The organism is Geomonas sp., assembly GCF_056994735.1.
The window spans coordinates 1-25078 of record NZ_JBXKJL010000069.1 but is presented as its reverse complement, the minus strand read 5'-3'; the positions used below and the strand labels follow the sequence as shown (position 1 = coordinate 25078).

Annotated in this window: 18 protein-coding genes; 11 read left to right on the top strand and 7 right to left on the bottom strand. The window is 62.8% G+C overall.

Features of this window, described 5'->3' with window-relative positions; all coding sequences use genetic code 11:
* The coding region (locus AC11W3_RS03355) for an HNH endonuclease family protein (protein ID WP_484092479.1) at window positions 1-235 on the bottom strand (235 nt) is incomplete at its 3' end.
* 754 nt (window positions 236-989) lie between these two features.
* Here AC11W3_RS03355 and AC11W3_RS03350 point away from each other — a divergent pair.
* Window positions 990-3134, top strand: a complete 2145-nt coding sequence (locus AC11W3_RS03350; protein ID WP_484089015.1) for a tetratricopeptide repeat protein — start codon at window positions 990-992, stop codon at window positions 3132-3134.
* An 80-nt stretch (window positions 3135-3214) separates the two neighbouring features.
* On the opposite strand, the gene AC11W3_RS03345 is transcribed toward AC11W3_RS03350, so the two are convergent.
* The 3 genes from AC11W3_RS03345 to AC11W3_RS03335 form a co-directional block, all read right to left on the bottom strand.
* Window positions 3215-3991 (bottom strand): amidohydrolase family protein, encoded by a 777-nt coding sequence (locus AC11W3_RS03345; protein ID WP_484092478.1) that lies wholly within the window; start codon window positions 3989-3991, stop codon window positions 3215-3217.
* An 84-nt stretch (window positions 3992-4075) separates the two neighbouring features.
* Complete coding sequence (locus AC11W3_RS03340; RefSeq protein WP_484089017.1) at window positions 4076-4519, bottom strand: DUF2721 domain-containing protein; 444 nt, start codon at window positions 4517-4519, stop codon at window positions 4076-4078.
* Window positions 4520-4539: 20 nt separating this feature from the next.
* Window positions 4540-5028 carry a hypothetical protein gene (locus AC11W3_RS03335; protein WP_484089018.1) on the bottom strand — a complete coding sequence of 163 codons (489 nt, stop codon included), beginning with the start codon at window positions 5026-5028 and terminating at the stop codon, window positions 4540-4542.
* A 490-nt stretch (window positions 5029-5518) separates the two neighbouring features.
* Between AC11W3_RS03335 and AC11W3_RS03330 the strand changes: the two genes are divergently transcribed.
* The 10 genes from AC11W3_RS03330 (at window position 5519) to AC11W3_RS03285 (ending at window position 20600) form a co-directional block, all read left to right on the top strand.
* On the top strand, window positions 5519-8527 hold the full coding sequence (locus tag AC11W3_RS03330) for an Rne/Rng family ribonuclease (RefSeq protein ID WP_484089019.1): 3009 nt from the start codon (window positions 5519-5521) through the stop codon (window positions 8525-8527).
* Window positions 8528-9334: a hypothetical protein gene (locus AC11W3_RS03325; RefSeq protein WP_484089020.1), complete on the top strand. Its 807-nt coding sequence runs from the start codon at window positions 8528-8530 to the stop codon at window positions 9332-9334.
* A 13-nt stretch (window positions 9335-9347) separates the two neighbouring features.
* Window positions 9348-9695: a DUF190 domain-containing protein gene (locus AC11W3_RS03320; protein WP_484089021.1), complete on the top strand. Its 348-nt coding sequence runs from the start codon at window positions 9348-9350 to the stop codon at window positions 9693-9695.
* A gap of 68 nt (window positions 9696-9763) precedes the next feature.
* On the top strand, window positions 9764-12451 hold the full coding sequence (locus AC11W3_RS03315) for a 2-oxoglutarate dehydrogenase E1 component (protein WP_484089022.1): 2688 nt from the start codon (window positions 9764-9766) through the stop codon (window positions 12449-12451).
* A 154-nt stretch (window positions 12452-12605) separates the two neighbouring features.
* The gene (gene odhB, locus AC11W3_RS03310; protein ID WP_484092477.1) at window positions 12606-13943 is read left to right on the top strand and encodes a 2-oxoglutarate dehydrogenase complex dihydrolipoyllysine-residue succinyltransferase; all 1338 of its coding nucleotides are present in this window, start codon (window positions 12606-12608) and stop codon (window positions 13941-13943) included.
* A 73-nt stretch (window positions 13944-14016) separates the two neighbouring features.
* Complete coding sequence (gene lpdA / locus AC11W3_RS03305) at window positions 14017-15426, top strand: dihydrolipoyl dehydrogenase (protein ID WP_484092476.1); 1410 nt, start codon at window positions 14017-14019, stop codon at window positions 15424-15426.
* A 186-nt stretch (window positions 15427-15612) separates the two neighbouring features.
* A complete protein-coding gene (gene lipB, locus AC11W3_RS03300; protein ID WP_484092475.1) occupies window positions 15613-16230 on the top strand; it encodes a lipoyl(octanoyl) transferase LipB in 618 nt (205 codons plus the stop codon).
* Between the two features lie 61 nt (window positions 16231-16291).
* The gene (locus tag AC11W3_RS03295; RefSeq protein ID WP_484089026.1) at window positions 16292-18727 is read left to right on the top strand and encodes a Lon protease family protein; all 2436 of its coding nucleotides are present in this window, start codon (window positions 16292-16294) and stop codon (window positions 18725-18727) included.
* Window positions 18728-18795: 68 nt separating this feature from the next.
* Window positions 18796-19665, top strand: a complete 870-nt coding sequence (locus AC11W3_RS03290) for a diacylglycerol/lipid kinase family protein (RefSeq protein WP_484089027.1) — start codon at window positions 18796-18798, stop codon at window positions 19663-19665.
* A 206-nt stretch (window positions 19666-19871) separates the two neighbouring features.
* Window positions 19872-20600 (top strand): response regulator, encoded by a 729-nt coding sequence (locus AC11W3_RS03285; protein WP_484089028.1) that lies wholly within the window; start codon window positions 19872-19874, stop codon window positions 20598-20600.
* Here AC11W3_RS03285 and AC11W3_RS03280 read toward each other — a convergent pair.
* The 3 genes from AC11W3_RS03280 to AC11W3_RS03270 all read right to left on the bottom strand — a co-directional run bounded on the left by AC11W3_RS03280 (window position 20597) and on the right by AC11W3_RS03270 (window position 24816).
* Window positions 20597-21646, bottom strand: coding sequence for a TIGR04283 family arsenosugar biosynthesis glycosyltransferase (locus tag AC11W3_RS03280; protein WP_484089029.1), 1050 nt, complete (start codon window positions 21644-21646; stop codon window positions 20597-20599). The genes AC11W3_RS03285 and AC11W3_RS03280 overlap by 4 nt on opposite strands.
* Complete coding sequence (locus AC11W3_RS03275; protein ID WP_484089030.1) at window positions 21636-22577, bottom strand: chemotaxis protein; 942 nt, start codon at window positions 22575-22577, stop codon at window positions 21636-21638. The genes AC11W3_RS03280 and AC11W3_RS03275 overlap by 11 nt, the downstream gene beginning before the upstream one ends.
* Before the next feature lie 232 nt (window positions 22578-22809).
* Window positions 22810-24816: a molybdopterin oxidoreductase family protein gene (locus AC11W3_RS03270; RefSeq protein ID WP_484092474.1), complete on the bottom strand. Its 2007-nt coding sequence runs from the start codon at window positions 24814-24816 to the stop codon at window positions 22810-22812.
* Window positions 24817-25078 lie beyond the last annotated feature (262 nt).

Genomic DNA, 25078 nt, shown 5'->3' with positions numbered 1-25078 from the left:
GAGGGTTGTAGTTGTGATTTCCATCCTTGTGATGAACGGTCAGCAGGTACAGGTTTGACAGCTCGAACTCCCTGCCGCACTTGGCGCAGATCCAGCCGTGCAGTTTGAGCGAGCGCTCGCGGTAGTTTTCCGGCCGCGTCTGCTCGCCCTTCATCTTCCGCACTATCTCGTCGATCTCTTCCGCGCTCTTTGGAAGGACCGTCTTCGGGCCGCGGGGGCGAAATGAGGGGGACATCGGTGACCTCCTTTACCTTTTCAATATTAGCACAGCGGGATAAACGTCCTCGCCTTACTTCAGCGCCATATACCTCATCACCGCCTCTACCGCAAGGGAGTGTTTCCTCATTTGCTCACTTGGGAGATACTCCGAGACCAAGTCCCAAGTGCTGTTCCTTGTCGGCATAGTGCTCATTTTGTTTCCTGATTAGTACCAATCTTCCGCCAGCTTCTAAAACTGTCATTCCCGAAGCGATTCTGATCGGGAATCCAGCTCCTAAACGACGTGATATCTGGATCCCCGATAAGGGCATTCGGGGATGACAATCTCATAGCGGAAGATTAGCGCTAATTAGTTTTTGTTTTGTCTCCATCTTGGGCTTCAGTAAGTTCAGCCTTACGTTTCTCTCTCATCAGGTGCCCCGGTAAAGGAGAGAGTTACAACCTTCCGGTCTAGAACCAGTAGTAGTGACAACTCTTCCAGTAGCAGCGGCTTGGGGGGAGGGCGAGATGCAGTAGTTACAGCGGGAGCGATGGTATCCAAGAAGTACCGCCATGTCAACCGTGTTGCCAACCAATGAACCTGCTGCCCCGCTGCAGTCCAACTTCACGAAAATCCAAGTGAATTCCGGGCCGACGCGTGAAGTTGAAACGCCATTGTGCGTTGACAACGGTTGTCTATGATGGTACTTTCCGTCAACATTCATCCCTCTAACCCTAAGTGGCTCGGAAAGGTTCATCTCGTGCATTTTTATAAGGTTTTCCGCGCATCATTGCTGAGAGTAGTGGCTGTCTCGCTCCTTGTTTCCGCTCTTCTCCCAGCCCCCGCATTCTCTCTAGATTCTGAAGACTCACAGATCTTCATCTCCGGGTTCAATGCCTATCAGAAGAAGGACTATCAGTCGGCCATTCATAACATGTCCAGCCTGCTGAAGAAGTATCCTGACACCTCACTGAAGGACATGGCCCTCTTCTGGCTGGCCAGGGCGAACTACAAGGCGGGGAACGAGCAGGACGCCGGCAAGTACATGGCCCAGTTCCTGCGCGATTACCCCGATAGCCCACTGAAGGGAACGGTAGAGGAGCCTCTTGTCGCACTGGCTGAGAAGTATCGGAAAGGGGAGACGGGCGATGCTTCACTGAAACATGCCAAAGCGCCTGCTTCAGGAGAGCCCGTTGCCACTCAGGAAAGGAGAGCGGTAGCGGAGCAGGAACCTGCCGCTGCCAAAACCGCCGCTGCGCCCTCTGCTGGGGATAGGGCTGCCTCCGACGCTCCCCGTGAAAGAGCTGTCCAGCAGGAGAGGCAGGAGCTCCGCGAAGAGGCGATCGCCGCGTACAAGACGGTGATCGATAAATTCCCCGGGACTGTTGCCGCTTCCAGCGCCTCTGCCAAGTTGCACCAGCTGGGAATCGAATATCCCGCCCAGGCCAAAGCAGCCGGGCCGGCCGCGCAGGGGGAAGTCTCGCAGGTCTTTACCCTCGAGGTCACCCAGTTCGCCGATCTTCAGGTCAATGTCGGACCTGCGCCGGAAACCGAGGAGGTCGGGCAGCGCTTCTCCATTCCCATCGACATCACCAACACCGGCAATGGCAGCGACAGCTTCTCGCTGGAGTCAGGTTTCCCCCGCGAGTATGACCTCCATTTCGCCGCCGCCTCGACACCTGATATCCCGATCACCGCCACTCCGATGCTGGCAGTCGGGGAGAAGTTCCGTGCCGTTGCGGTCGGGAGCATCCCGCGCACCAACATAGACGGCCAGAAGAACAGCTACCCCGTGAAGATCGCTTCCGCCTTCGCCCGGGAAGCCTCGCTGTCCAGAGAGATGGTGCTGGCTTCCACCGCGCCGCTGCTGCGTGCCGTGGTGAAGACCGACAAGGCCAAGCTCCTGCCGGGAGAGAAGGTCGCCTACCGGATCTCGTTGCTGAACATCGGGACCGCTCCCGCCCGCGCCGTCACCATCCGGGTCAGCTACCCTCCGCAGTACGAGCCTGCCGAGTCCCTACCTTCCGGGTTCAAGCAGGAAAGCAAGGGGGCTCTGGTGCTGGACAGCCTGCAGCTCAACTCCGGAGAGAACCGGGACCTCAACCTCTCGTTCCAGCTCAAGGATGAGGCCCTGGCCGGACAGGAGCTCTTTGTCCGGGCAGACATCATCAACAACACCCTCGACAAGAAGGAATCGGTCGTCTCAGCCACCAGCGTGGTGCAGAGGGTAAGCGGGGTCGCCGCCCGGACTACCGCCGACAAGATCGTGGTCATCCCCGGGGAGATCGTATCGGTCCCCGTCATCGTTACCAATACCGGCAACGTGCGGGAGGTCTTTGCCATCAAGGCGACTGTCCCCGCCGGCGCCACCTACACCTTCTTTGATGACCTCAACAGGGACGGCAAGAGGCAGGTGAACGAGCCCATCATCAACCATGCGGGCCCTCTTTCCCCCAAGGAAGAAGCCTACCTTGTCCTGGAAATTGCCACACCTGTCTCGGCCAAGGACGGAGCTGTAGCGCCTGCCGTCGTGTTCTTCGAGCCCGAAAATGCCGCAGACCGCTCCGCAGCGGTCAACCTCCAGCTTGCCTACTCCCGCCCAGTTATCGACCTCACCATGTCGGCCAAAGGTGGAAGGCTCAGACCCGGCGAAGTCTCCTCCCTCGACTTGAACTTCCTCAACCGCGGCTCGAACCTGGCCAAGGATGTTACCGTGCAGAGCGTGCTGCCGCCGCAGCTCGAACTGGTCGCGGCGGATCCATCCTTCGCCAAGGCTGAAAACGGCATCTTCATCTGGCGCTTCGATCAGGTTGGGGCGGGGGAGAAGAGGAACATCAAGGTGACGTATCGCGTGAAACCGGGGATCGCGGTGGGAACCAACATGCAGCTGAAGAACCTGTTAAGCTATCAGGATCTACTGGGGAACAGGTATTGAGACATGAAAGGTTTGGGGCTCTTCACTTCCGCTCTCCTGCTGCGACTGTTCGGCAGGCCCGTCAAACCAGCAGGCCCACGTCAGGGGCGATAGAAGGCCGCGGCGTTGTGGTAAAGGGCCTTTCTCCCCATCTCCTCGCCCAACGCGTCCAGCACCAGCAGCAGGTCCTCGTCCCGGTAGGGGCGCGGCGCGCGGGTTGACGGCAGGTCGGTCCCGAACATCAGCGCATCCGGATTGGCTGCAGAGATCTCCTTCAGGGCTGTCTTCACGTCGAAGTCGACCCGCCCGAATCCCGTGGCCTTCACCCGGACCCCCTTCTCGACCAGGGCCAGCAAGGCCGGCAACCCCTCCTTAGAAAGCCCCAGATGATCGATGCTCACGGCGGGAAGAGCCGCCAGGATCCCTTTGAGGTCGGCGAGGTCCCGGGAGTCGATGTAAAGCTCGACATGCCAGCGGGCGAGGTTATGGATCCTGCGGGCCATCTGCTCCAGGTGCTCTACCGTCTCGGAGCCTCCGCGCTTGATGTTGAACCTCACCGCGCGCACCCCCAGCCTGTCAAGCTTCAGCACCTCCTCGTCGCTGACGGTTGCCGGCAGCTGGGTGACACCGACGAAGCCGCTCCCCAGTCTGGCGAGGGCGTCGACCAGGTAGGACTGGTCCATGGCCTGGAACGATCCCGATACGATGGCGCCCCCCTTCAACGCCATGCAGGCGGTCCTCTTCAGGTAGTCGTCGCAGGTGAAATCGTCGGGCATGAACCCCTGGTTCGGGACCAGCGGGAAACGGCTGTCGATGATGTGAAAGTGGCTGTCGAAGACAGGGAAGGCGGGGAGGGGGGTGCCGGTCGGTTTGTTCATAGGTCAGCTCCTTTCCAGTGTGACTGCTGCCACCTAAATCCCCCCCCCAGCACCCCTTTGGCAAGGGGGATTTGCCTCTGGCACCTAATTGGGCCCTATCTGCAGGCTGGCCTTGGCGATGAAGATCTCCCTCAGGAAATTGATCAGCCCCGTGACCAGCAACAGCATGGCGACGATGAAAAGCACGGCGACCGGAAGCGACATGTCGTAGCGGAGGTAGTCGCCGAGGAAGAGGAGGGCGATGACCGTGCAGACGAGTACGGCGGTGGCGGTGCAGAGGAAAATTGCCCGCCCGATCAGGTCCGCCCGGCGGGACAGGGTGGCCAAGGCGGCGTGCAGCTTGGGCACCATCTCGGGCCGGGCCGATTCCAGCTTCCCCTCATGGATTCGGGCACGGTCGATGACTCGTGCCAAGCGGTTGGTCATCACGCCGAGCATGGTCCCGACGGCGGTCAGCAGGAACACCGGCGCGACTGAGAGCTGGATTACGTGGGCGACAGCACCTACATTCTGGAAATCTCGTACCAAGGTCCCTCCTTTGGTTGTTCTCAGCTCTCGAAGCTTCTCTGTATCTCTTCCCTGAATTGCTCTATGTCGATCCCTTTCAGCCTGATGAGGTCGTTCATGACAGGATCGAGCATGGCATTGGCCTTGTTGATGATCTCTCTTTTGTGCCTGATCTCGTGGAGGGCCCTCTCGCGTCCCTGCTGGTTGAGAAGGAGGTCCGAGCGCTCATTGTAGAAACGGTGGATCAGGAAGTTCCTGGCCCTGAGAGCCTTTCTCAGCCCATCGACGGCGCTGTCGGTGAATCCCACCTTCTTCTTGATCTCCTCCATCAGGCGGCCGAGTGTCTGAGCTCCGAGGCTGTCCATCCATCCTTTGAACTCATCGTCCGATAGAGTACCGCCGCTGAGCTCGATCAGCAGGGTGACGATGAAGGAGATATAAAGCTCCAGCCTCTGTGAGTCCTGCACGGCCGCACCCATCTCCAGATAGATTGGATTTAGCGGTGTCGTGTCTACTCTTATGCCGTTCATCCTTTCGCCACCCCTTGCGCGCTGCCGAAGTTCGGGCAAAATATCATAAATCCGCAGGATCACAAATTTAAATCTCTTCCCGCCGTGAACTCCGGGTGATCGGGAGGGGCGGCGGGGGAGGCGAAAGGGGGCAGGCCGTCGTCAGGGAAAGGCTGCTGCTCCAATGTGCTGATTTATAGGCGGATTGTCGGTGGCGGAGGGCGTGAAGAATGTTTCACCGCATCTTTAATGATGGAGGGTGTGAGTGGCCCGATAACCGCTGTCCCCGCAATACCGCATGAACCTTGCGCTTTTTTATGTGCGAGGGCCGTAAAGTCTGCTATAATCACTCGGTTTTCATTAATATTGCCACCCCTGGATGGGGGATGCATATAGAGAAGCTTGCCGGCCTCTGTTTCGGAGGCCAAGACCAAAACGGGCTGCGAAGCGCGCTGGAGCGGATTTCCCTCTGGCGCCACGCATGCCGCAACGAAAGGAAATATAAGAATTTATGGGAAAAAAGATGCTGATCAATGCGCTGCACGCCGAAGAGGCGCGGGTAGCGATCGTTGAGGACGGACGTCTGGTGGATCTGGACGTGGAGATTGCGGGAAGTGAGCAGATCCGCGGCAACATCTATCGTGGCGTGGTGGTCCGGGTGGAACCCGGACTGCAGGCGGCCTTCGTGGACGTGGGGCTGAAAAAGCTGGGGTTCCTCCAGATGGGGGAGATCCACCCGGAGTACCACAAGTGGCGCGACGACATCCCCGAGGACCAGAGGCACCGCCGCCCGCGCATTCAGGAGGTGCTCCGCAGGGGGCAGGAACTGATCGTCCAGGTCGAGAAGGGCGAGCGCGACAACAAAGGTTCGGCACTGACCACCTACGTCTCGCTCCCGGGGCGTTACATGGTGCTGATGCCGGGGAGCGACTCCGCCGGCATCTCCCGGAAGGTGGAGAACGAGTCGGAGCGCAAGAAGCTCAAGGAAATCATCTCGGAGATGACCATCCCGCCCGGTTACGGCTACATCATCCGGACCGAAGCCATGGGGCGCACCCGCGAGGAACTCCAGAAGGACCTCGACTCCCTGATCTCCCTTTACGAGGGGGTGAGGTCGCAAGGCGCCACCATGAAGGGGTCGGGGCTCATCTACCAGGAGTCGGCCCTGATCATCAGGACCATCAGGGATTACTTCTCCTCCGACATCGACGAGGTGCTGGTCGACAGCAAGGATGTCTTCAAGGACGTCCGCGAGGCGCTGAAGGAGATCGACCCCCAGTTCGAGAAGCTGGTCAAGATGCACCAGGAGAAGCGACCGATCTTCTCCCGCTACCAGCTGGAGGAGCAGATCGACCTCATTTACGAGAAGAAGGTGCCGCTGAAATCGGGCGGCTCCATCTTCATCGAGCCGACCGAGGCGCTGGTTTCGATCGACGTCAACTCCGGGAAATCGACCGGCGAGAAAGGTGTCGAGGATACCGCCTTCAAGACCAATCTCGAGGCGGCCGAGGAGGCTGCGCGGCAGCTTAGGCTGCGCGACCTGGGCGGCCTGATCGTCATCGACTTCATCGACATGCGCGACAGAAAGCACAATGCCGAGGTCGAGAAGACGCTGAAGACGGCGCTTAAGGCGGACAAGGCGCGGGTCAACGTGGCCCGGATCTCCGAATTCGGGCTCTTGGAGATGTCCCGGCAGCGCATCCGCCAGACCCTCAACCAGGCCAGCACCCTGGAGTGCCCCCACTGCGACGGACGGGGCAAGGTCAAGTCGGTAGAGGCCATGGCCCTCTCCTTCCTGCGCAAGGTTCACGCCGCCGCGGCCAAGGGGACCATCGCCGAGGTGGTGGGGAGCCTGCCGCTGGAAGTCGCCTATTACCTCCTCAACCGCAAGAGGCAGGAGCTGTCCCGGATCGAGAGCGATTACGACATCGAAGTCACCGTCAAGGGAAAGCCCTCCTATCTTTTGAACCAGATGGAGCTGGAGCTGGTCAAGAGGGAGAAACTTCCCCAGGAGGAACTGCCGCAGGAAAGGCCGCATGTCCGGCCGCAGGCGAAGGAAGAGGCTCATCCCCAGGAGGCCGCTCCCGCAGAGGGACGCAAGAAGAGGAAAAGAGGGAAGGCCAAGCCGCCGGCCGAGGTCGAGGCCGCCGTCTCCGAGATCGCAGCCCTTCCCGAGGGCGCGGTTCATCCCGAAATTCCCGGAAAAGAGGCACCTTACGCTCTGACCGAAGGGGCGGTTTCCGGGTTGGTGCCCGCTTCCGCGGCGCTGGCCGAGGCCGAGCTTTTCCCGGAGGGTGCGGAAGGGGTTCCCATCGCACTGGTCACCGAACCGGGAGGCGCCGAGAGGGTGGTCACGGCCGAGGGAGAACCGGAGGAACAGAAGAAAAAGCGGCGCCGCAAGCGCAGACGCGGCAAGGGTCTCACTGCCGAGGCCGCCGCTCCCGGTGAGCGTCATGCCGGCGAGCCAGTAGAGATCGCCGTCGACCTTCCCGCCGCAGGTACTGGCACGGTCCCGCCGGAGGAGGCAGAGGGCGCCGAGCACGAGCCTGAAGCCCTGGCGGAGCACGCGGGCGAAGAGGTGAAGAAGAAGCGCCGGCGCAAGAGAAGGCGCGGAAAGGGACACGAAGGTGCCGCCTTGGAAGCGGCTGCCTCCGTTGCCATGGAGCAGGCCGGCGGGGTGGTGGCGCAGGAAACGGTCATGCAGGCCGAAGAGGGTGTCGAGGCTGCATCGGCTCCGCAAGCTGAGGCCGCGCCGGCAGCGGGTAAACCCCGCAGTAGCCGCCGCCGGAAAAAAGGGGCGGAGCCGGCAGGGGTGGAAGAGACTGCGGCAGAGGCCCAGGCACCGGTTTCCGCTGCAGAGGCGGCCGGAACGGAGGTCGTCCCGGCAGAGCTGGCACCGCCACAGCCGATATCGCCGCAGGGTGCGCCGGAGACGCCGGTTGCCGAGGCTCCCGCCGCAACGGAAGCTCCCAAGGCAAAACGAAGCAGAGCGCGTCGGGCTGCTAAGGAGACGGAGGCGGCGCCTGCTGCCCAAACTCCGGCTACGGAACCTGCCGCTGCCCCCGTGGCCGAACCGGCGGCGGGACCGCACTTCGAGCCTTCCCCTGTGCCGCCGACCGAACCTGTCCCGGCCGAAGGAGCCTTCGAGCAGCCTGCAGCCGGACCAGTAGCCGAAGCCGCTCCTCCTGCGGCCAAGAAGGCGCGGAAGCCTGCGAGGGCCAAGGGGGCGGCCGCCGTAGCGCCGACTGGTGGGGGTGAAGCTCAGCCCGAGGCCGCCTTCCCGGCGGAACCGATCCTCGCGCCGGTGCCGGGAGCGGGCCCGCTGGCGAGTGCCGCACCGGTCCCCGATACCGGGGCAATAGCGGGTGAGGCTGTTGCCGCTCCCGAGAAAAGGAAGGCAAGGCCGAAGGCAAAGAAGGCTGCAAAGGAAGAGGCGGGACCCGCACCGGCCACGCCGGCGGCCGACCAACCGAAGAAGCCGAGGGCGCCGCGGAAGAAGAAAGAGGAGGCGCCTGAATAAATGAAGAAAATGGCGGGCATCAAGGCGGCCGTGGTGGCAGGATCATTCGTTTCCTGCTGTGCCGGGACGGCATCTGCGGCATCCCTCGATGAACTGACACCGTTTCTCTCGGGCCAGCACTTCAACTGGGAGGAGTTTAACGACGGCAGGCGGATCCTTAAGGAAAACGGGATACTGTACTCCGGCGGGGTTGTGGTCGGCGCGGCCTTCGATTCCGGGTTCCATCTGAAGGCCAAGGGCGAGATCTTCGGCGGCGAAATGGACTATAGCGGAGAAACCCAGGAGCCCGTGGTGGTTCCCGTCTCCACTGACGTCTCCTACTTCGGCATCCGGGAGGAGCTCGACGCGGGCTACCGGGTACCAGACGGCCGGTTCCTGTTCGAGCCCTTTGCCGGGATGGGCTACCGCTGGTGGCTGAGGGACCTCCACGACTCAACCACCTCCGGCGGGAGTCCCGTCACCGGCTATACCGAGTACTGGCAGACCTTCTACGGCCGTATCGGTGCCCGCGGGCGCTACCAGGCCGACTCCGGTTTTACCGTCTTTGTCGAGGGGGGCGGCAAGTATCCCTTCTACAACGCCAACACCGTCGATCTGGGCGGTGACGACCTTACCCTACATCCCGGCAGAAGGTGGAGCGCCTTCGCCGAGGCCGGTTGTTCCTACAAGCACCTGAAGGTCACGGTCAATTACGAAGGCTTCAGGTTCGCGGAGTCGCCGCGCAAGACCGTGGGGCTGTGGCAGTATTTCCAGCCAGAGTCGAGCTCCGACATCATCGGGGCCAGCATCGGGTGGAAGTTCAGGTAGTCACGGAGTCCATATGGTTACAGACGATTTAGGTGAACAGGTACTGGTAAGGATCTTCATTGGCGAGGGCGACAAGTTCCAGCATGTTCCGATCTACGAGGCACTGGTCGAACTCTTCCGCAAGGAAGGGTTTGCCGGCGCCACCGTCTTACGGGGCATTGCCGGGTTTGGCCCGCACAGCATGTACCACACCGACCGGCTGCTGCGGCTCACGTCGGATCTGCCGGTGGTGGTCGAGGTGGTCGACGACCGGCAGCGTTTCGACGCCGTCCTCCCCAAGGTCGCCGAGATCATCGACGGCGGGATGATCACCATGGAGAAGGTCTCCGTCTGGCGCTACGCCAGGAAGCGCGACGCTTGAAAGCGACCCCCCATCTGCTACACTTCGTAATATTCATGAATTAGGCCATTTCATGAAAGGAGCAGACGATGGGCATGCTGGACAACCTGAGCCCCCTCTGGATCGAGAGCCAGTACCGGATATGGAAGGAACGCCCGCATGAGCTCTCTGACGACTGGCGCGCCTTTTTTGCCGGATTCGATCTGGCGCAGGGGGGGGAGGCTCCGGCCGGGGCCCCGCCCACGCCCGAGCAATGCCTGAAGCAGTCGGGGGTCCAGTCCCTCATCTACCGCTACCGCGACATCGGCCACCTGCTGGCCTGCACTGATCCCCTCTCCCCCTGTGCCATCGACCACCCCCTCCTCTCGCTTTCCGCCTTCGGCCTCGACCAATCCGATCTCGATAAGACATTCCACACCCGTCGTTTCATGAATCCCGATGCCACCCTGAAGGAGATCGTGCAGGTGCTGAGAAGCACCTACTGCGGCTCGATCGGCGTCGAGTTCATGCACATCCAGGACCCCGACGAGCGCCAGTGGCTGATCGACCAGATGGAGCCGACCTTGAACCGCGGGACCTTCACCCGCGACCAGCGGCTCACCATGCTGCGCAACCTCAAGGAGGCGGCCCTCTTCGAACGGGCCCTGCAGAAGAAGTTCCCCGCACAGACCCGCTTCTCGCTGGAGGGGGGAGACGTGCTTATCCCCCTGCTGGACGCGGCGGTGGCCAGGGCCGCGTCCCTCGGGGTCACCGACATCGTCCTGGGGATGCCGCACCGCGGGAGGCTGAACGTACTGGTCAACATCTTCGGTATGCCCTACGAGAGCATGTTCGCCGAGTTCGCCGACAACGCCGAGTACGGTGTGGTGGGCGAGGGGGACGTCAAATATCACAAGGGGTACTCCGCCGACGTCACCGTGGCCAGGAACTCCGTCCATCTCACCCTGACCTCCAACCCGAGCCATCTCGAGGCCATCGACCCTGTGGTGGAGGGGAAGTGCCGCGCCCGCCAGGACCGGATCGGGGAGGGGGCCGAGGAGAGGGTGTTGCCGCTGCTGATCCACGGCGATGCGGCCTTCGCCGGGCAGGGGGTGGTGGCGGAGACGCTCAACCTCTCCCAGCTGGAAGGTTACCGCACCGGCGGCACCCTCCACGTCGTGGTCAACAACCAGATCGGCTTCACCACGCTCCCAAAGGACGCGAGATCCAGTCAGTACGCAACAGATGTGGCGAAGATGGTGCGGGCTCCCGTTTTCCACGTCTACGGCGACGACCCCGAGGCCGTGGTGCACGTCACCGAGCTCGCCCTCGCCTACCGCCAGCGCTACCACCGCGACGTGGTGGTTGAGGTCATCTGCTACCGCAGGTACGGGCACAACGAGGGGGACGAGCCCTACTTCACCCAGCCGCTCATGTATCAGCAGATCAAGCTCCGTCCCCAACTGCACGCCCTTTACGAGATGGAGCTCCTCTCGGACGGTTTCGAGGAGGAGGAGCTGAAGGCGATCGAGCGCGAGGTCTCGGAAAATATCCGGCAGGGGGGGGAGCGCGGCGCCGGGCCCACCGAGTCGGCCTTCCTGGCACGCTGGAGCGGGATGAAGCCGGGTGTCCCGAGGGAGCCGGTGCAGACGGCGGTGCCGGTACAGACACTGCTCGAGGTCTCGGAGCGGCTCTCGGCCATGCCGGAAGGCTTCAACATCCATCCCAAGGTGGCGGCCCTCATCCAGAAGCGCCGCGAGGCTGTAGTGAAAGGTGGGGTGCTCGACTGGGGCAATGTCGAGAGCCTGGCCTTCGCGACACTCCTCGACCAGGGCATCTCCGTCCGGCTCTCCGGCCAGGACGTCCGCCGCGGCACCTTCAGCCATCGCCACGGCGCCCTCTTCGATCAGCACACCGGAGCCACCCACTACCCGCTCAACAACGTCGCCCCCGGACGGGCGCTCTTCCGCGCCTACGACAGCATGCTGGCCGAGTTCTCGGTGCTCGGTTTCGACTACGGCTACTCCCTCGAGGCGCCGGAGGTGCTGACCATCTGGGAGGCCCAGTACGGGGACTTCGCCAACGGCGCACAAGTCATCATCGACCAGTTCATCGCCAGCGGCGAGGCCAAGTGGGAGCGCCCAAGCGGCGTGGTGCTGATGCTCCCGCACGGCTACGAGGGGCAGGGGGCGGAGCACTCCAGCGCCAGGATCGAGCGCTTCCTCGAGCTTGCCGCCGCCGGAAACATGCAGATCGTCTACCCCAGCACCCCTGCCCAACTCTTCCACCTCCTGAGACGGCAGGTGCTGCAGAACTTCCGCAAGCCGCTGGTCCTTTTCACTCCCAAGAGCCTGTTGCGTCACCCCATGTGCGTCTCCCAGCTCGAAGAGCTCACCTCGGGGCACTTCGAGGAGGTCATCGCCGAACCGGCGCCTGACGGCAGTGCCAGGCAGGTCCTGATCTGCACCGGGAAGATCTATTACGACCTCGCCGAAAGGATCGTCAAGGACGAGGTGAAGGGGACGGCCCTGGTGAGGTTGGAGCAGCTCTACCCGCTGGCCACCGACCTGCTGCGGGACCAGCTGCAGAGATACCCGAGCGGGACCCGTTTCAGCTGGGTCCAGGAGGAACCGCGCAACATGGGGGCCTGGCGCTTCATCAGGAACAGGCTGGCCCAGATGCTGGGGGCGAACCCGCGCTACGTCGGGCGCCCGGACGCGGCGGCGCCGGCCTCGGGATCCCACCGGCTGGACAGGGTGGAGCAGGAGCGGATCATCAACGAGGCGCTGAACGAATAGCTCCTCCGGTCGCCGACGTCATTTTTCCCTTTGATCAAGATATGCTGCAGCGGACACCCTCCCGCGGAAGGACCGGGTGCCGGGCCGGCGGGTGGCGCGGCGTTGCCGGTCCTTGCCGTTGAAGAGTCGGAATAGGTTAAGGTATGGGGGCGTTATGGATATCAAGGTGCCGTCAGTCGGGGAATCCGTATTCGAGGCCCTGATCGCCAGGTGGCTTAAGAAGGACGGCGAGAGGGTGGTCAGGGATGAGCCTCTCTGCGAGATAGAAACGGACAAGGTGACCCTGGAGGTGACAGCGGAGGCGGACGGCATCCTGCACATCCTGGTTCCGGAAGTGGAGACGGTCAAGATAGGGACGGTGATAGCGACTATCGAGGAGGGGGCCGAAGCTGCTCCCGAAGGACCGGCACCGGCGGCGGAAAAAGCGCCCGCTTCCTCGGCCAGGCCTCAGCCCCCGGAGCCCAAGCCGGAGCAGCCCCCTGTCCGCGAGCCCCAGCCGACTCCTTCGCCCGTGCGTGAGCCACAGCCGGAGGCCGCCGGTCAGCCGGCCCCGCCCATGTCACCGTCCGGCCGGAAACTGGCTCGAGAGATGGGGGTCGATGCCCGCGGATTGAGGGGTACGGGGAGAGGGGGAAGGGTCACCATCGAGGACCTCATGAGGGGGCAGGAGCCTTCGGCCGTCCGCGGATCGGCCCGCTCCGAGGCGAGGGAGCCGTCAGCCGCGCCGCCTCGTGGAGCAAGAGCCGCAAAGACGGAGGCACCATCGCCCACCCCGGCGCCGCAGGAAGGTGCGGAGCGGATCACACGCAAGCCGATGCCCCCCATCCGCAAGCGCATAGCCGAGCGGCTCGTCTCCGTGCGGCAGCAGACGGCGATGCTGACCACCTTCAACGAAGCGGACATGTCGCAGGTCATCATGCTGCGCAAGAAGCACGGCGAGTACTTCCTGAAACGCCACCAGGTCAAGCTCGGCTTCATGTCGCTCTTCGTGCGGGCCTGCTGCCAGGCCCTGCGGGAATTCCCGGAGGTCAACGCCAGCATCGAGGGCGATGACATCGTCTACCATAATTACTGCGACATCGGCATTGCCGTGGGGAGCGAGAAGGGACTGGTGGTGCCGGTCCTGCGGGGCGCGGAATCCCTGGCCCTGGCCCAGATCGAACAGCGCATCGCCGAATTCGGGGAGAAGATACGGACCAACCGGCTGGCCATCGCCGACCTCGAAGGGGGCACCTTCACCGTCTCAAACGGCGGCATCTACGGCTCCCTCCTCTCCACCCCGATCCTCAACCCGCCGCAGAGCGGGGTGCTCGGGATGCACGCCATCCAGGACCGCGCCGTGGTCAGGAGCGGAGAAATCGTAATCCGCCCCATGATGTACCTGGCCCTTTCCTATGACCACCGGATCGTCGACGGCAAGGGAGCGGTCGGCTTCCTGAAGATGGTCAAGGAGTACATAGAGGAGCCGGAGGAGATGCTGCTGGAGGGTTAGGGGGGCAGGCCGGCGGCGGAATCGGTCTGGCAGGGGCATCATGGAACACCGGCTGGGCATAACTGGAGGGAACATGGCTGACGAAGTATTCGACCTGATCGTCATCGGTGCGGGGCCCGGCGGCTATGTGGCCGCCATCCGCGCAGCACAGTTGGGTATGAAGGTCGCCGTGGTGGAGAAGCGGGAGAGCATGGGCGGGGTCTGCCTCAACGAGGGGTGCATACCGAGCAAGGCGCTGCTCGATTCCAGCGAGCTCTTCCACCTGGCCCGCGACCGCTTTTCGGTACACGGGATCGAGATACCACCCCCCTCCCTGGACCTGGGGAAGATGATGGCGCGCAAGGACGACGTGGTCAAGAAGCTAACCGACGGTGTCGCCTTCCTCCTCAAGAAGAACAAGATCCACTCCTTCGCCGGAGAGGGAAGGCTCCTAGGGGCGAACGCGGAAGGGGTGCACCAGGTAGAGGTTTCCGGTGCCGCTCCCGCCGCGCTACTGGGCAGGAAGATCGTCGTCGCCACCGGAAGTGAGGCGGCGCAGCTCCCTTCGCTCCCCTTCGACGGAGAGACGGTGGTGAGCGCCCGGGAAGCACTTTCCTTCAGCCGGGTGCCGGGGCATCTGCTGGTGGTGGGAGGCGGTTACATCGGTCTCGAGCTCGGCTCTGTCTGGCTCAGGCTGGGGGCCCAGGTGACCGTGGTCGAGATGCTGCCGCGTCTGGTGGCTGGCAGCGACGGCCAGGTGGCGGAGGCCCTGCTGAGGTCCCTGAAGAAACAGGGAATGAGCTTCATGATGGAGGCCAAGGTCGCCGGCGTCGAGAAGCGGAACGAACGGCTGGTGGCCCGGGTCGAGCACCAGGGCGGCGCCGAGGAGATAGAGTGCGACAAGGTGCTGGTGGCGGTGGGGCGCAGGCCGCTGACGGAGGGGCTTGGCCTGGAGAAGATCGGCGTCGACATGGACAGGGGGCGGGTGGTGGTCGATGGCGACTACCGGACCACTATCCCCGGTATCTACGCCATCGGCGACCTCGTTGCCGGTCCGATGCTGGCGCATAAGGCCATGGACGAAGGGGCGGTCTGCGTGGAGAGGATGAAGGGAGAACCGAGTCAGGTCGACTATGGTTGCATCCCCGGCATCTGCTACACCTGGCCCGAAGCGGCCTCGGTGGGAAAGACCGAGGAGACGCTCAAGGAGGAAGGGATCTCCTACAAGGTCGGGAAGTTCAATTTCATAGGCAACGGGCGGGCCAAGTGCATGGACGAGACCGAAGGCTTCGTCAAGGTGCTGGCTGAAAGCGAGGGGGGGCGGCTTTTGGGGGTCCACATCCTGGGGCCACGTGCCTCCGACATGATTGCCGAGGCGGTAACGGTCATGGCCTTCGGCGGCGGCGCCGAGGACATCGCCCTCACCATGCACGCCCACCCGACCCTCTCCGAGGCCTTCAGGGAGGCCGCCCTGGACGTGGACAAGAGGGCGATACACGCGTAGCGGTGGCTAACATCTTAGCAGCAGCCACGGCGTCCCCCCCTTTAACGAAGGGGGGACAGGGGGGATTTGCTCTCGACCTACCTCTCGCCGTAGGTCTTCGTGGCACCTTCCCCCACCCCCTCGCCCCCTCCCGCAAAGGGGAGGGGGGACTCAGGCTCAGCACGAACGGCTTCACGGGAAGGATGCATGATAGTACAGGATCTGCAAACGATCGGCTACCAGGATGCCCTGGAGATCCAGGAGCGGCTGGCAGCGGAAGTCGTCGAGGGGGGTGAGGAAACCCTGCTCCTCCTCGAGCATCATCCCGTCTATACCATCGGCGCCGGCGGCGATCTTTCCAATCTCCTTGATCCCGGCATCAACGCGCTGCGGGTCAACCGGGGTGGCGACGTGACCTACCACGGACCCGGTCAGCTGGTGGGGTACCCGATACTCGACCTGGGCGCACGCGGCCGGGATCTGCACCGCTACCTACGTTTCATCGAGGAGTTCCTGGTCGAGTTGAACACCTCGCTGCAGGTGGACAGTTTCACCATCCCCGGGCGTACCGGGGTCTGGACGGCGAAAGGGAAGCTCGCCTCCATAGGTGTCGGAGTGAGACGCTGGATTTCCATGCACGGCTTTGCCCTCAACGTTTCCCCCGACATTTCCGCCTTCGGCCTCATCAACCCCTGCGGGATGGTGGGCTGCCCGATCACCTCCCTGGCCCTGGAGCGGGGTGACCGGCCCGGGATGGACAACGTCAAGGAACTGGTCCGGACGCGATTCGGAGATAGGCTGGAAAGGTCAATGCCCCGCGGCTGAAACGAGGTTGTCGAAGGGAAGGAGTTGTGCCCCCAGGTGAGCTGTATCCAAGGAGGGAGCCATGTCCGAAACCGATTTCAAGGTCCCCGTAGCGAAACTGAGGTGGGTCTGTGACCCCGCCGTTTTCACCTTCACCACCACCAGCGACATTGCCAAACTCGAAGGGGGGATCGGGCAGGAGCGCGCCATCGCCTCGATCGATTTCGGACTCGGCATGTCAAATCATGGCTTCAACCTCTACCTGGCCGGAGAATCCGGGACCGGCAGGAGTTCCACGATCTGCACGATCCTGAGGAAACGGGTCCTTGACACCGCACCTCCTCCCGACTGGTGCTACGTCAACAACTTCGAAAATCCCGACTCTCCCGTCGCTCTTTCCCTTCCAGCAGGGAAAGGCCCCGAGCTCGCCGAGGACATGAGGGAGCTCCTCGACTACGTCCGCTCCAACATACCCACCGCTCTGGAGAGCAAGGACTACGAGACCGACCGGGTCACCATCATCGAGCAGTACCAGGAGAAAAACGGGGATATCTTCGCGGATCTCGAGCGGGAGGCCTCGGAGAAGGGCTTCGCCCTGCAGCGGACGGTATCAGGGCTGGTGATAGTGCCGCAGAAGGAAGGGCGCAACTATACCCAGGAGGAGTACGAGGCGCTGGAGAAGGACGAACGGGAGAGGATGGACGGGCTGGGACGTGACCTCACCGAAAAGCTCAACGACGCCCTGAGGCAGGTCCGGGAGAACGAGAAGGGGCTCCGTGACGCCCTGGCCCAGCTGGACCGCGAGCTGGGCATCTCCGCCATCGGTCACCACCTGGACCCTCTCAAGGAGAAGTACGCCGGTTTCCAGAAGGTCCTTCATTACCTGGAGAGCGTGCAGGAGGACCTGCTGCTGAACCTCGAGGACTTCAAGCCGCAGGCGCAGCCCCCCCAGATCCCGGGCCTGAAGCTTCCCAAGCAGGAGCCGACCTTCGAACGCTACGATGTCAACGTCATCGTGGAGAACGACCCCGACAGCGGTGCTCCCATCATCTTCGAAACCAACCCCACCTACAACAACCTCTTCGGCCGCATTGAAAACATCATGCAGATGGGGGGGATGGCCAGCACCAATTTCACCCTCATCAAGCCGGGCGCGCTGCACCGGGCCAACGGGGGGTACCTGATCGTCGACGCCCGCGAGGTGCTGATAAACCCCTTCGCCTGGGAGTCGCTCAAACGCTGCATCAGGAACTCCGAGATAAAAATCGAGGACGTGCTGGAGCAGTACCGCTTCATGACCGTGGTCTCGCTGAAGCCGGAGCCGATCCCGCTGCACGCCAAGATCATCATGATCGGCTCCCTCTGGATCTACTACCTCCTGTTCTACCTGGAGCCGGACTACCGGAAGTTCTTCAAGGTGAAGGCCGACTTCGACAGCAGGATCAACCGCAGCCCCGAGGTCATGCAGGACTACGCCCTCTTCGTCGCCACCCACTGCAAGAAGGAGGGGCTACTCCCCTTCGACGCAACCGGGGTGGCCGCGCTCCTGGAGCATGCCTCGCGGCAGGTGGAAGACCAGGAGAGGCTCTCCGCCCAGTTCATGGAACTGTCGGACATGATCCGCGAGGCGAGCTACTGGGCCGAGCGCGGCGGCGCCCTGGTGGTGGATCGCACATGGGTCAAGAAGGCGGTGGAGGAGAAGATCTACCGCTCCAACCGGATGGAGGAGCGGATCCAGGAGTACCTCGCCGAGGGGACGATTCTCTGCGACACCGCGGGGAGCGTCGTAGGTCAGATCAACGGCCTCTCGGTGCTGACCATGGGAGACTATTCTTTCGGCAGGCCGTCCCGCGTCACCACCCGCGTCTCGCTGGGGCGGGCGGGGATGGTCAACATCGAACGGGAGGTGAAGCTTTCCGGGCCGATCCACGACAAGGGGGTGATGATCCTCACCGGGTACCTCGGGGGGAAATTCGCCAAGGAGAAGCCGCTCTCCTTCTCCGCCTCCATCTGCTTCGAGCAGTCGTACGAGGGGGTGGAGGGGGACAGCGCCTCTTCCACCGAGCTCTACGGACTTCTTTCCGCCTTTTCCGGCGTCCCGATCCGGCAGGGAATCGCCGTGACCGGGAGCGTCAACCAGCACGGACAGGTGCAGCCGATCGGCGGGGTGAACCAGAAGATCGAAGGCTTCTACGCCGTCTGCAAGGCCAAGGGGCTGACCGGTGAGCAGGGGGTCATGATCCCGAAGCTCAACGAGCGCAACCTCATGCTCAATGACGAGGTGGTGGAGGCGGTCATGGACGGCAAGTTCCAAATCTGGAGTGTCAGCGAGATCGACGAGGGCATCGAGATCCTCACCGGCATCCCGGCCGGGAAGGCCGGGGCGGACGGCAAGTACCCCGAAGGAACAATCAATTTCCTGGTCGATCAGAGGCTCACGACGATGGTGGAGCATATGAGGCGCTTCGCCGCCCCTGAAAAAAATGGCGACAAGGGCGAGGTCGGGAAAGCGGATTGAGGTTGGGAGTCTTTTCTAGTATAAAGATCAGGTCGGTCCGGTGTGTACATGAAATGAGGTGAAATGTTTTGGCAAGACGCTGCTATTTGATTGTGAATCCTACCTCCGGAAGCTATTCCCAGAGTAAAATCGACCTCGTTGTTTCGCGCTTGACGCAGAGCGGACTGGAACCGGTACTCCTCCCCACCAGGACCGCTCTCGATGCCGGCCTTTTCGCCGCGCGTCTTTGCGCCGAAAACGACGCACCCCTTATTGCGGTGGCCGGCGGGGACGGTACCGTCAACGGCGTCCTCAATGGCCTGGTTCCCGGCGCCGCTACGCTGGCGGTCATCCCCCTCGGCACCTCCAACGTGCTGGCCCGCGAGCTGAAGATCGTTTCCATCGAGGATGCCGTCAACCGGATAGCCCGCGGGGAATCCAGGGTCATTCCCGTCGGCGAGATGGAATGCGCCGGCGTGAAGAAGCGCTTCGTCCTGATGGCCGGGGCCGGGGTCGACGGGGCGGTGGTGCAGGGCGTGAGGCTCGCGGAAAAGCGGGCCGTGGGGAAACTGGCGTACGTCCTCTCCGCCCTTCGCCTGGTCTTCGCCTGGGACAGTGGCGATATCAAGGTCAGCGGCGGCGGCAGGAGCCTTTACTGTCACAGCGTCATCGTCTGCAATGCCGCCAAGTACGGCGGAGACTTCGTCCTCACCCGCGAGGCCGACCTCTTCACCCCCGGCTTCCAGGTCGTCTGCATCAAGGGGGGACCGCTCACCTACCTGAAGCTTTCCCTGCTCCTGGCCTTCGGGCGGGTCAGGCCCAGCCGCTCTGTCTCGGTTTTTCCCGCCCACGAAATCGAAGTCACCGGAACAAAGGCCGTCCAGTGCGACGGCGACTTCTTCGGCCGCGGCTCCCTTCGCCTGAGATCGATACCCGATTTCGTACGCGTCATAGTCTGAGGCCGAGCACCTCCCGCAATTGCGCACACACCAACTTCAAGTCCACCGGCAACGTTGATGGCCAGAAGAGGGCCCTTGAGAATAATAGAGGGCGCCGTCTCTTGATATTGGTCTTGACAAACCCTCAATGATATTGGTTAATGTGCGGAATCTCCGCCGGAAGGGCGGTGGGGCGAGTTCAAGGACAACTGCGATAGGGGGCTTAGGTGGCGAGACCGAAGATACTGCTGGTGGACGATACTCGGCTGATATTGGAACTTGAGAAGAGCTTCCTGAAATGTTCCGACGTCGATGTCATTACCGCGGGAAATGGTGTCGAGGCCCTGGAAATCATCAGGAAGGACCCCCCCGACCTGGTCTTCATGGACATGAACATGCCGGAGATGGACGGCATCACCTGCTGCTCGAAGATCAAATCCGACCCCTTCCTCTGCGAGATCCCCGTGATAATGCTGACCACCGTCGGACGGGACGAAGACCGCGAACGCGCTGCCCAGGCCGGGTGCGACGACTACCTCACCAAGCCGATCGACCGCCACCAATTCCTGGAAAAGGCCCGCAAGTACGCGGAGGCTGTCGACCGGCGGGAGCTGCGCGTTCCCTGCTATATCCCGGCGCTGCTCCTTCTGGGAAAGGAGTTCGGAAACGGCCACCTCGTTGATCTCGGTGACAACGGGGGCTTCATCGCCAGCCATCTGCCGGTGCGGGAGAATGCCCAGCTGCGAGTGGCCTTCTACCTTCCGGCGGCCATGCCTTCTCTCATTGAAGTTCCGGCAAGTGTCGCCTGGGTGAACGAGGAGGGGAAGAAACGGGTGAAGTCATCGCTTCCTGCGGGCTTCGGCGTGGAGTTCGCCGGGCTGGAAGAGAAGCAATCGTCAGTGCTGAAGAGTTTTCTTGACGAGATGAGAAGCGGGAAGGGGCAAGTCGTCAGCTAGCCCGAGACCAGCAGTGCAATCCTGAACCAGACCCACACCAGCTCCGCCGCAAAGAGATCGCCCATCCTGTTGTTGATGAGCCGGCCGATCAGCCGGTCGTGCAGTGCGAGCAGTATCCCCCCCTTTCCACCTCCCCCCTCACTAAACAGCACATCAAAGAAGAAAGGGAGCTGCCAGGCGTTCGAACGAACGTACGCCCCCGTCCCCCGCCAAAGGGCTTTCCTTTCCGCTGCCGGGAGTTCCGCGATCCTCGTCCTCAGGGTATCGAGAAAAGGGCGAAGCCTAAGCGTTTTGGTCTCGTCCTGGCTGCGGTAGCTCTCCTTGATCGCCTCGATCAGGTCGAAGCGTCCGATCGAGGCGAGGTTCATGAGGATGGCGTTCAGCGTCTGCCTGGGGAGAAGCCCCTCAGCCTGGAAGCGGCGAGGCGAGGTCTTGATTATGGCGGGGAGGAGGAACCAGCTCCCGGCCTCCCTGACGCGTTCGGCCAGGAAGGTGTCCTCCATGAGCGGCAGCGCAGGATCGAAGGGCCCGATCTCCCGGAAGAAGTCGGCGCTGATCAGCAGACCCTGGTCTCCGTGGGTGCAGCCGGGACGGTCCATGCTTGCCTTGGCGCCGTAGAAGCGGTAGGGAAGGGGGATCCTGCCGTCAAAATGGAAGCGGAGGGTGAAGTGGCCGGCGGTCCTGGCCGTGCCGGAGCGCGCGGCTAAGGAAAGCGCGTCGACCCCCTTCCGGAGCGCAAGGGGATCGGGGAAGCTGGAATCGATATGCAGGAAAAGGAGGTGCTGGGATCGGGCAAGGTCGGCGGCGGCGTTCATCTGCCTGGCTCTCCCCTTCCCTCCCCCGATCACCGTGACCGGGAAGGGAAGGGGCTGTGAGAGCCTTTTTGCTACAGCGACGGTGCGGTCCGAGGAGCCGCCGTCGGAGATGATAAGTTCGAAGCTGATCTCCCGCTGCAGGGCCATGACCCTGAGGAAGCGCGGTATCTCCCCTTCCTCGTTGTAGACAGGGACGATGACCGAGAGCTCGGGCGGCGCCTCAAAGGACAAGCGTATCCGCCCTTTCCACTAGGTTCGGAAGGTCCGGCTTGGTCAGGATGTCGTCGGCGCCGAGGTTCTTCCACTTGGCCTTGTTGTCCTCGGTGGCCAGCGAGGAGAAGAGCACCACCGGGATCTGGTCCAGGATCGACTCCTTCCGGATCAGCGCGGTAAGGTGCAGGCCGTCCATGCGCGGCATTTCTATGTCGGTAATGATCATGTTGAGCATGTCGGAGATGGACGTTCCTTTCTCTGCGCATTTCTCGCGCATCGCGGTCACGTGCGCCCAGGCTTCCTCGCCGTTTTCAGCCTCCACCACCTTGTACCCGGCCTCTCGCAACGATCCGGTGATGGTGCTGCGTATGAATTTGGAGTCGTCTGCCACCAGTATGGTCTTGTCCCCGCGGTTTACCTGCGTATTGCCGAGCAGCAACTCATCGCTGGGGCGCGAGAGTGCGTCGCTGTGCGAAAGCTCGCCGACGATCTTCTCGAAGTCGAGGATCAGGATGATGCGGTCCTCCATCTTGACCACGCCGGTGATGTTGGCGTCGTGGATGGCCTTGACCGGCGGCTCCACGTTCTCCCACGATATGCGGTAGATGCGGGATACGGAGTGGACCAGGATGCCCACCACGATCCTGTTGAATTCGAGGACGATGACCCGCTCGGCGGCAATCCCTTCGGTGTCCTTGTTCAGCGCCCGGGAGAGGTCGATCAGGGTGATCACCTGGTCCCGCAGCCTTATCATGCCCGATATGGCCGGGTGGGCGTTAACCACCTTGCGCAGGTTGGGCAGGCGAATGATCTCCCGGACCTTGGCAACGTTGACGCCGAAGTAGCACGGTATCACGTTTCCCTTGCTGTCGCGCTCGTCAATCCGAAACTCTACGATCTCGAGTTCGTTGGTGCCGCTCTCCAGAAGTATCTTGTTACTCGGTTCCATGCTCCCCCCGCTTTTGCTTTAATTGCCGATTCATTCTTTCTACATCGGCAGGTTAGGCAAAAGCATGAGGGCAAATTCCCGAGGGGACTGAAGTCCCTAGCTTCGACTCCCGTCTTCGCGGCGGCTGCCCCCACCCCCTGCCTGCGGGCTGAAGCGCCCTTCGTCGCGCAAGCCTGCCCCCTCCCTCCTGGGAGGGGCTTTTGGGGGGAGGCGGAGTTGCGATGGCGCTGCGTTAGGACTCGCGGCGGACATCGACGCGGTTGTCGTAGAAGGTGCTCCCTCCCCCCTGGTCGGTGAGACGCTGCGAGGTCAGGGCGTTGACGGAACGGCTCCCGGGGGCATGCGAGAGCCACCACACCCCTTCGGCCACCACCACCCCGGTCGGCACCTTGTCGGTCACGCTCAAAAGGAAGGTGACCTCGCCCAGTTCGTTCCAGGCCACCACCCGCTCTCCGTCCTGAAGGCCTTTGGCCCCGGCGTCGGCAGGATTCATCTGCAGCCGCATCCCCCCCTGTTTTTTCCGCAGATCCTCCTGCTCGTAGAAGGTGGCATTGAGCGCATAGGGGGTCGGGGCGGTCATCAGCCTGAATGGGTGCTTCCCCTGCTCCTCGTGGGTCGGGAGGTAGCGCGGGAGCGGGTGCGGGAGGAGGCCGTTGAGGATCTCGATCTTCCCGGATGGTGTCAGGTATCCCTTCCTCTCCACGGTCAGCTCCACCGCCCGCCCCTCCTCGAGGGCCGCTACATCGATCCCCGCCCGCAGGGGGGTCGGGATGGCCAGCAGCCGGTCGATCATCTGGTTCGCGGTCAGGGTGAAGATCTCCTCCTCGAAGCCGAGGGCGGCGGCCAGAAGGGAGAACACCTCCCAGTTGGACTTGCTTTCCCCCACCGGCTCGATGGCGGCCCTGGCCCTCTGGATGCAGTAGGTGCCGTAAGCGCGGTAAAGGTCGCTGTGTTCGAGCGAGGAGGTGGCGGGGAGGACGATGTCCGCGTAGCGGGCCGTGTCGGTCAGGAAGCGCTCGTGCACCACGGTGAAGAGGTCCTCGCGCCCGAGCCCCTTCAGCACCGCGTTCTGGTCCGGTGCCACCGCCGCCGGGTTGGAGTGGTAGACGTACAGCCCCATGATCGGCGGGGCGGCCAGCTCGTTCAGTGCGTGTCCCAGCCGGTTCATGTTTACCAGCCTGGTCGGCGTCCTGATCAGGTCTTCCCGCGTGACCATCTCCATGGCGAAGGCCCCGCCGGTGGCGGTGTCGGGGAAGGCTCCCCCTCCCTCCTTGCCATAGGCGCCGACCAGGGCCGGCAGGCAGGAGATGCAGCGGATGGTCATGGCGCCGTTTCCGTAGCGCGACATCCCGCTCCCCATGCGAATGAAGGGAGCGCGGGCGGCGCCGTAGGCCCTGGCCATCTCCTCGATCACTTCCGGCGCCACCCCAGTGAGGCGGGAGGTCTCCGCGGGGGTGAAATTCCCCAGCACCTCCCGCTGCAGCTCCTCGAAGCCCAGGACGTTTCCGGCTATGAAGGACTGATCGGTAAGGCCCTCACGGGCCAGGAGGTGCATGATCCCCAGGGCCAGCGCCCCGTCGCTCCCCGGGCGCACCAGGAAGGTCCGGTCGGCGGCCGAGGTGGTCGGGGTCTGATAGGTGTCGATCACCCAGACCTTGCCGCCCTTCTTCTTGACCTGTGTCACCGCATTCATGAAGTGGATGCTGGTCGCTGCCGCGTTGATCCCCCAGAGGATCAGCAGGTCGCTCTTGCCGGCGCTGTCCGGGTGGGGCGTCGGTGTCTTGCTCATAACCGCCTGCCAGCCGGCGCCCTTGGCCGGGGAACAGATGGTCCGGTCCAGCCGGGAGGCTCCCAGCCGGTGGAAGAAAGGATGCCCGGCATTCCTCTGGATCAGCCCCATGGTGCCGGCATAGGAGTAGGGGAGGATGGCCTCGGCGCCGTAGCGGGCGATGATCACCTGCCAGCGCTCGGCAATGGTGGCGACGGCCTCATCCCACGAAATGGGAGTGAACTCGCCGGACCCTTTCGGGCCGCTCCTTTTGAGGGGCGTGGTCAGCCTCAGCGGAGAGTGGACGCTCTTTTCGTAGTGGAGCATCTTCGGGCAGAGATGGCCGCGGGTATAGGGATGCTCCGGGTCCCCCTGCACGCCGATGGCTTTTCCCCCCTCGACTTCGACCATTAGCCCGCAGGTGTCGGGGCAATCGAACGGGCAGACGGATCTCTTGGTGACGGTGCTCATGGCTCACTCTCCCTGGCATCCCGCTTTTCCATCCCCGCAGGGAGGCGCGCCCGGTGCTGGATTCGAACTGGGGCGGTGGCGGTAGTGCCTCTATTCTTTTATGTTTTTTGGTCCTGCAGATCAACAGAAAAACTGATTAGCGCTAATCTTCCGCTATGAGATTGTCATCCCCGAATGCCCTTATCGGGGATCCAGATTTCACGTCGTTTAGGAGCTGGATTCCCGATCAGAATCGCTTCGGGAATGACAGTTTTGGAAGCTG

What these genes read in the sequence shown, in the direction of transcription:
- AC11W3_RS03345 (WP_484092478.1), bottom strand. Translation starts at nt 3,991, where the DNA reads ATGAACAAACCGACCGGCACCCCCCTCCCCGCCTTCCCTGTCTTCGAC.
- AC11W3_RS03335 (WP_484089018.1), bottom strand. Translation starts at nt 5,028, where the DNA reads ATGAACGGCATAAGAGTAGACACGACACCGCTAAATCCAATCTATCTG.
- AC11W3_RS03330 (WP_484089019.1), top strand. Translation starts at nt 5,519, where the DNA reads ATGGGAAAAAAGATGCTGATCAATGCGCTGCACGCCGAAGAGGCGCGG.
- AC11W3_RS03325 (WP_484089020.1), top strand. Translation starts at nt 8,528, where the DNA reads ATGAAGAAAATGGCGGGCATCAAGGCGGCCGTGGTGGCAGGATCATTC.
- AC11W3_RS03320 (WP_484089021.1), top strand. Translation starts at nt 9,348, where the DNA reads ATGGTTACAGACGATTTAGGTGAACAGGTACTGGTAAGGATCTTCATT.
- AC11W3_RS03315 (WP_484089022.1), top strand. Translation starts at nt 9,764, where the DNA reads ATGGGCATGCTGGACAACCTGAGCCCCCTCTGGATCGAGAGCCAGTAC.
- odhB (WP_484092477.1), top strand. Translation starts at nt 12,606, where the DNA reads ATGGATATCAAGGTGCCGTCAGTCGGGGAATCCGTATTCGAGGCCCTG.
- lpdA (WP_484092476.1), top strand. Translation starts at nt 14,017, where the DNA reads ATGGCTGACGAAGTATTCGACCTGATCGTCATCGGTGCGGGGCCCGGC.
- lipB (WP_484092475.1), top strand. Translation starts at nt 15,613, where the DNA reads ATGATAGTACAGGATCTGCAAACGATCGGCTACCAGGATGCCCTGGAG.
- AC11W3_RS03295 (WP_484089026.1), top strand. Translation starts at nt 16,292, where the DNA reads ATGTCCGAAACCGATTTCAAGGTCCCCGTAGCGAAACTGAGGTGGGTC.
- AC11W3_RS03275 (WP_484089030.1), bottom strand. Translation starts at nt 22,577, where the DNA reads ATGGAACCGAGTAACAAGATACTTCTGGAGAGCGGCACCAACGAACTC.
- AC11W3_RS03270 (WP_484092474.1), bottom strand. Translation starts at nt 24,816, where the DNA reads ATGAGCACCGTCACCAAGAGATCCGTCTGCCCGTTCGATTGCCCCGAC.